A 6,595-nucleotide genomic window follows, 5' to 3' on the forward strand; every position below is an offset into this window, starting at 1 on the left:
TTGGGGCGCCTGTCTCATCACCTGAAAAGCGCCTATCTGTCGCAGTCACCCTTCCAGGCGTTGCAGTCTCGACACTGCCCCTTCCACGGCATGATCCACATCTGCCACAGGCTGGAGAGGATCATCACTGTAGAGGCCGCCGTGTAGGCAAAGCCACCGATGATGGTGAACCAGGCAAAATGGGGGTTCCACTTGGTCAGCCACCAGGACGCCACGTCGATGATGAGGAAAGCAAAGGGCGTGAAGATGAGGATCATCTTCCACAGCCGGCTGAAGCCGACGGCAAAGCTGAAGATGAAACCCACGAACATGAAAATGAAGCTGATGCCGAACAGGTGAATGTGGGACACCCGGGTCAGCTGGGAAATGGAAGCGCCATGATCCACCTCCGCCAGCTTGGCGATGACGTCATATTTGGTCACATTGGGCAGGCTGGGAATGTTGGCATGACACATGGCGCAGCGTTTCATGACGATGGGCCGGATCTTTTGCTCCCATTCCCGTTTGTCCGCCCCGTTGCGTGCCCACTTGATGATCTCCAGCCGTTCCGCCGGCGGCGCCTTGTCCTTCATGGAGCCGTTGAGCTTGCTCTCCAGCTTGGAGCCGGTGCGATTGCCGTAGTAGCTGTAGACGATGTCATCCACCGACAGACCGAACTTTCCGTCCGCCATGCCGTGGGTGAGCATGATCTGCAGCCCGGCCATCATCAGCCCCACGCCGATGGCCATCAAATAGCCGGTGAACAGCACCTTGACCGGCAGTGCCAGACGGGTCAGGTTGAGCCATTTCAGGTTATCGCTCTGCTGGGACATGGTTACCTCCTTGTGAAGAGCTGTTTCTATTCTGTCCCGGCAGACATCTCTCACTCCAGCAAAAAAATTTTCTATCAGGAAATAACGAAATCTAATCGGCCGACCCACAATGCCGAACGATCAGATCAAGCCGCGCCGCATCCAGCGCCCGGCCAATCTCCGCACCTTTCAACCCCTGCTCCACGAACTGCCGGGGAGAAAGGCGCGCCAGATCCTCCGCCAGCGCCTGCCAGCAGGCGCGTTGCGGATAAGGGCTGTTCTCAAAACCGGTACGCCCCCGGTAGTCCGCCTCGGCCACATCCAGCAGGTCCGCAAAACGCTCGGGCCGGCGGAACAGATCCACCGCCTTGAGCATCTCCAGCACCGCCTCGGGCGCCAGCCTGCCTTCCGGCCCCTTATGGAACACCCCGTGCCAGCGGGTCGCCTTCACCGCCAGCTCGGCCACGGCGGACGGCAGGCGGTAGCGCTCGCATATCGCCTCGACCAGCGGCACACCGGCGGCCTCATGGCCGGGATGGCGGGGCCACTGCGCCCTCGGTGTCACGCCCTTGCCCACATCGTGCACCAGCGCGGCAAAACGCACGGCCACATCATCCCGCAGCCGGGCCGCCGCCTGCAGCACCAGCCAGGTATGGGTCAGCGCATCACCTTCCGGATGCCACTTTGCCGGCTGGGGCACGCCATGCAGGGCGGCCACCTCCGGCAGCAGCACGCTCAATGCGCCCACCTGATGCAGCACCTGAAAGAACACTTCCGGACGCTCAGTGCGCAGCGCCTTGTCCATCTCTTTCCACACCCGCTCCGGTGTGAGCGCTTCCAGCTCACCGGAAGCGCTCATGCGCTGCATCAGCTCAAGTGTTTCATCAGCGATGCGGAATCCCAGCGGTGCCAGTTTGGCGGCAAAACGCGCCACCCGCAGCACCCGCAACGGATCTTCTTCGAATGCCTCGCTCACATGGCGCAGCAGCCGCCTGTCCAGATCCGCCCGCCCCCCATAAGGGTCGACAATCTCACCGGTGTCCGGTTCCTGCGCCATGGCGTTGACGGTCAGATCACGCCGGCGCAGATCCTCTTCCAGCGTCACCTCCGGCGCTGCATGAAAGGTAAAACCGTGGTAGCCCCTGCCCGCCTTACGCTCGGTGCGCGCCAGCGCATACTCCTCGCCCGTTTCTGGATGCAGAAACACGGGGAAATCCTTCCCCACCGGGCGGAACCCCTGCCGCATCATCCACTCGGGCGTGGCACCCACCACCACCCAGTCCCGCTCATGCACCGGCAGGCCCAGCAGGGCATCGCGCACCGCGCCGCCCACCAGATAGACTTTCGGCTCCATCATCCCCTCTCCAAAACAGAAACGGCGTGCCAGGCACGCCGTCTGTCATCTTCTCAGCCGCCCTGCCGCAGCATTACAGCAGCTCCCGCGGCAGCTCCTCCAGCGGCCGTCCCGCCTCCTTGCGGAAGAAGTTGTAGCGGTGGCGGATGTCGTGGGGTGTGACGAAAGCGGCCAGCGCCACCTCGACACTGGCGGGTTCAAAGCCGAAACAGTCGGCAAAATCCGCCATCTCATCCACACGGTCTTCCTGCAGGGTCACCCATTGCGCCGGATGAATCGAGCGTGGTGCCAGCGGCCCCAGCAGACGCATCAACCGCGCATTGGCCGGGCATACGTCCATGATCAGCGGCTTGTCCACACCCTGCAGCTCGGCCACTTCCAGCGCCAGATCCTTCAGTGTCAGGACCTCCTTGCCCACGATGGACCACTTCTGCCCGAAACTGTCGCGGTTGCGCAGCACGCCCACCGCCGCCCGGGCGAAATCTTCCACCCACAGCGGCTGCATGCGCAGCTTGCTGCCAAACACGGGCAGGAAGCGGCTGTGTCGCAGCTGATCCCGATAGCGGCTGGCGGTGTCATCCCCCTCTCCGATGAGCAGAGAGGTGCGCAGCGTGGTCACCGCGGCATCGGCCACGCCGTGCATCGCGGCCTCCAGCTCACCCAGCTGGCGCGCCCAGCCACCCCCGGCGCTGCTGTCCGCTCCCAGATAGGAAAGGTGCAGCACTCGACGGATGCCGGCACGGTTGGCGGCATGCTGAAGCGCCTTGCCCGCCTTTTCGAACTGCTCCGGCGGGATCGCCTCCAGCGTATCGGACTGATCCACCAGCAGGTTGATCAGCATGTCATGCCCCTGCATCAGGGCGGTCAGCTCGTCCCGATCCTCTGGCCGCCAGGCCCGCAGCCGCACATTGGGATAGAGCGCCAGCTCACGGCAGCGCTCAGGCCGCCGCACCAGCACCGTCATGGCGTAGCCCGCCTCACCCAGCACTTCCAGTAGCGCACGGCCCACGAAGCCGCTGCCACCGGCCACTACAATCCGTTTGCCCAGTCGCATGATGTCAACCTCGCAGTGCAGATAGAACAACGGCCGGATATTAGTGAACCCGGCCGTTGAGGTCAATGGAAGAGATGAATTTCAGATCATTCCGGCACGCGTAGAATCATGCCTACCGCCAGCCGCTCCGGATTCTTGATCTGGGGGTTGGCCTCCAGAATCTTCTTGTACTTGAAGCCATTACCATAAGCACGCACCGCGATGGTCCACAGAGAGTCACCGGGACGCACCTTGATGAGGCGCATCTTCTTTTCCTGCTGTTCTGCCTCCTGCAACAGCTTTTTCACCTCGGTCTTCTTGCGCGCCTGATAGACGGCAATCTGGGCGATCTGCTGCAGCTGGCCCTCTTTGCCGGAAAGCTCCATGTCGTCCTGACTCAGCACCACACGGTTGTTGGTCGCTATCGTCGGATCGACAGCTTCATGTTTCGCCACCGCCTGCCTTGCCTGCTCGTCATTCAGACTGGCCGCCACCTGCACGGGCTGCTTCTTGCTCTGCTGATAGCGCTTGAACTCTTCAAGATCGCTGTTGACCATCTGCGCCTGCTCCGCAGCGACCTCAAGCGGCACCAGCTTGCCATTGATCAGCACATAGATGGTCTTGGTGGCCGGTGCCTTGCCCTGTGCAGGCACGGCCGGTGCGGGGACCGCTTTGGCCAGCTGCTGGGCCGGTGCCTGTCCGGCCGGTGCTGGCATCGCGGCCGCCGGCGCCGGTGTTTCCATCGCCAGCTGCTCTTCCAGCGAGGACTTCTTGTTATAGACGATGCCCGCCATCAGGGCGATCAGCCCCAGCAGCAGAAAGATGATGATGGTACTGACCCAGACCACCACCGTACTGACTTTACTGTCCTGAATGACAATCATGCCTCAACGCCCCCTGCGCACACTGTTGGTTTCATAGGGTTTCAAGCTTACTCTTCCTCTTCCTCATCGTCCACCATGATGGGGCTGGGCACCACCGTAGTCAGCCCCAGCAGCTTCCACATCTGCATCCCACCTCGGTAGTAAAGCAATTTTCCTGCCGGATAGCCCAGTTTGATCAGCTCCTGTATTGCATGGGGTGACTGATCACACCACGGCCCATTGCAGAACAGCAGCAGCGTCGGCACATTGGCGCCGAAGGTCCATTTGCCCTGCTTGTTCCTGACGCCTCCCAGCAGTTTCAGTACTTGCTCACGCTGCCGAGAGGGTGTCGTAAAAATGACATGGGGCATGTTGATCGCACCCGGGATGGTCTCCGTCTCATACCAAGAGGGCATGCGCGCGTCGATCAGAATGCCGCTGCCCTTCTTCACCTCATGGGTGACGAAATCCAGCAGCTCCAGCTCGCCCACCGTCTTCACCCCGGGCGCCGCCTCCATGGGATGAATGCAGAACGGCGGACAGGGACGGGAGGTGCGGGCAAAGTCATCGGTGAGCCTGTGATCCTCATCCTGAATGCGCATGACCCGGATGGTCTCTCCGAAATGATCCACATCCACCCATGGAATGGTGCGGGTAATCTTCACCCTGACCTGATCCGGCCGCAGGTGTTGTTCGCCCTGTTGCTCATCACCCGCCAGTGCTGGCTGCAGCAGGCCCAGCAACCCGAGCACCACGACCATTCGTTGCACCAGACTCACCGCCACCTCCTCAGTAAATTTTCTTTATGCAAAAGCATTAAGGGCATCATATCGATTCCATTCCTTACTTCAAGCAGGACCGCCCGTTTGTGTCATCACCATTTTTTATTGCGGCATGAAAAAATATGAATCACATGTGACGCGGGCGCAAATCGCGGTCATTTAAGATAGAAAGCACGGAGTCTGAAGCGGGAAAGGACATGAATGGGAACCCCCTGACACCCTATCTGGAGGCCATACGCAACCTGTGGTTCCGCGACCCGAAGGAGCGGCCGCTGTGGATCAACGACACTGCCGTGCGCATCCGTGCCGGCATTCTGCTGTTCATTCCCATCTACATGGCCTTCACACTGTGGGACGCCATCTACGGCAGCCACTGGATCGTGGACGGCAACACCGCCGTGGACACGCTGGACACCGACTGGGACGGCAACATCATCTACTCGGTGCAGGCCATTCGCCGCACCTATGACTGGACGGTGCAGACCTGGGTGCTGCTCTACGGCCTGTTCGAAATGATCGCCGGCATGCATCCCTGGCTGTCGCGTTTCTCTCCCACCATTCTCATCGCCAGCCTGCTGGCCGCCAACAAGCCCAAGGTGTGGAAGCCGCTGGTTCCCAAACGCTTCGCCTGGACGCTGGGCGCCTTCTTCATCGCCGTGTGTCTGGTGTTCTTCAATCCGGAGGTATTCGCCCACTGGGTCAATGACCTCACCGGTCACAAGCTGCTGCCCACTACGGAACAGTATCTGCCCTACTGGATTCCCACCACGCTGGTATGGGTCTGCCTCGGCTTCATGTGGATGGAAACCGTGCTCGGTTTCTGCGTCGGCTGCCAGATTCACAGACTGCTGGTCTGGCTCAAGGTGCTGGAAGAGCCCTGCGAGGCCTGCAACAACATCGACTGGGAAGAGATTGCCCGGCGCAAGCGAGAGCGGGAAGCGCAGCAGCAGGGCTGATACAATGCGCGGCAAAAAAGGAGCCGCCATGCAAGTTTCCGCCTACCGCAGCCCCAAAACCGAAGAGCTGTATCTGTTCGTGCCCGCCGACAGCGGGCTGGACGACCTGCCGGACGAACTGCTGGTCTTTTTCGGCGAGCCGCAGCATGTCATCGACTTCGAGCTGACGCCCGAGCGCAAGATGCCCCGCGCCGACGCACGGGAAGTGCTCGCCAGCCTTGAAAGCAAGGGCTACTACATTCAGACACCCCCTGCGGAGAAGGAAAAGGTGGCCGACATCCGCATGCCGGATCTGGCCTTCGACCGCGCACCCGACTGATTTCCGACCGTTTAGGTCGGAATTGGTAAAATAGCCCCGGCTACAACCCGTTAACAGACAAGGAGGAATCGACATGGCCTTTACACTGCCTGATCTGCCCTACGACTACGACGCGCTGGAGCGCTCCATCGACGCGCGCACCATGGAAATCCACCATACCAAGCACCATGGCACCTACGTCAACAACCTGAACAACGCCATCGCCGGCACCGAGATGGAAGACATGAATCTGGAAGAGCTGCTGGCCAATGTCTCCAAACTGCCGGCCGCGGTGCGCAACAACGGTGGCGGCCACTGGAACCACACCTTCTTCTGGGAAATCATGGGGCCGAACGGTGGCGGCGAGCCTGCCGGCGAGCTGCGTGAGGCCATTGACAGCACTTTCGGCAGCTTCGACGACTTCAAGCAGCAGCTGATTCAGGCCGGCCTGACCCGCTTCGGCTCCGGCTGGGCATGGCTGGTGATGGATGACAGCGGCAAGCTGGTGGTCACCTCCA

At 61.1% G+C, this 6,595-nt stretch carries 8 protein-coding genes; 3 read left to right on the forward strand and 5 right to left on the reverse strand.

The genetic code is table 11. The features are described from left to right. Nucleotides 1–32: 32 nt before the first annotated feature. The 5 genes from F8K16_RS00255 to F8K16_RS00275 all read right to left on the reverse strand — a co-directional run bounded on the left by F8K16_RS00255 (nucleotide 33) and on the right by F8K16_RS00275 (nucleotide 4,820). A complete protein-coding gene (locus F8K16_RS00255; RefSeq protein WP_294945322.1) occupies nucleotides 33–812 on the reverse strand; it encodes an elongation factor-1 alpha in 780 nt (259 codons plus the stop codon). A gap of 91 nt (nucleotides 813–903) precedes the next feature. Next, on the reverse strand, nucleotides 904–2,148 hold the full coding sequence (locus F8K16_RS00260; protein ID WP_294945325.1) for a multifunctional CCA addition/repair protein: 1,245 nt from the start codon (nucleotides 2,146–2,148) through the stop codon (nucleotides 904–906). 70 nt (nucleotides 2,149–2,218) lie between these two features. Next, nucleotides 2,219–3,199 carry an SDR family oxidoreductase gene (locus F8K16_RS00265; RefSeq protein ID WP_294945328.1) on the reverse strand — a complete coding sequence of 327 codons (981 nt, stop codon included), beginning with the start codon at nucleotides 3,197–3,199 and terminating at the stop codon, nucleotides 2,219–2,221. 86 nt (nucleotides 3,200–3,285) lie between these two features. Beyond that, the gene (locus F8K16_RS00270) at nucleotides 3,286–4,062 is read right to left on the reverse strand and encodes a LysM peptidoglycan-binding domain-containing protein (RefSeq protein WP_294945331.1); all 777 of its coding nucleotides are present in this window, start codon (nucleotides 4,060–4,062) and stop codon (nucleotides 3,286–3,288) included. 47 nt (nucleotides 4,063–4,109) lie between these two features. Then, nucleotides 4,110–4,820, reverse strand: a complete 711-nt coding sequence (locus F8K16_RS00275) for a rhodanese-like domain-containing protein (protein WP_294945333.1) — start codon at nucleotides 4,818–4,820, stop codon at nucleotides 4,110–4,112. A gap of 200 nt (nucleotides 4,821–5,020) precedes the next feature. Here F8K16_RS00275 and F8K16_RS00280 point away from each other — a divergent pair, with 200 nt between their 5' ends. The 3 genes from F8K16_RS00280 to F8K16_RS00290 all read left to right on the forward strand — a co-directional run. Then, nucleotides 5,021–5,779, forward strand: a complete 759-nt coding sequence (locus F8K16_RS00280; RefSeq protein ID WP_294945335.1) for a DUF4395 domain-containing protein — start codon at nucleotides 5,021–5,023, stop codon at nucleotides 5,777–5,779. 28 nt (nucleotides 5,780–5,807) lie between these two features. Next, complete coding sequence (locus F8K16_RS00285; protein WP_294945339.1) at nucleotides 5,808–6,098, forward strand: YcgL domain-containing protein; 291 nt, start codon at nucleotides 5,808–5,810, stop codon at nucleotides 6,096–6,098. Between the two features lie 73 nt (nucleotides 6,099–6,171). After that, nucleotides 6,172–6,595: superoxide dismutase (locus F8K16_RS00290; protein WP_294945342.1), on the forward strand; the 424-nt coding region annotated here is incomplete at its 3' end.

Source organism: Sulfurivirga sp. (assembly GCF_015490265.1).
In the GTDB taxonomy this organism is placed as follows: Bacteria; Pseudomonadota; Gammaproteobacteria; order Thiomicrospirales; family Thiomicrospiraceae; genus Sulfurivirga.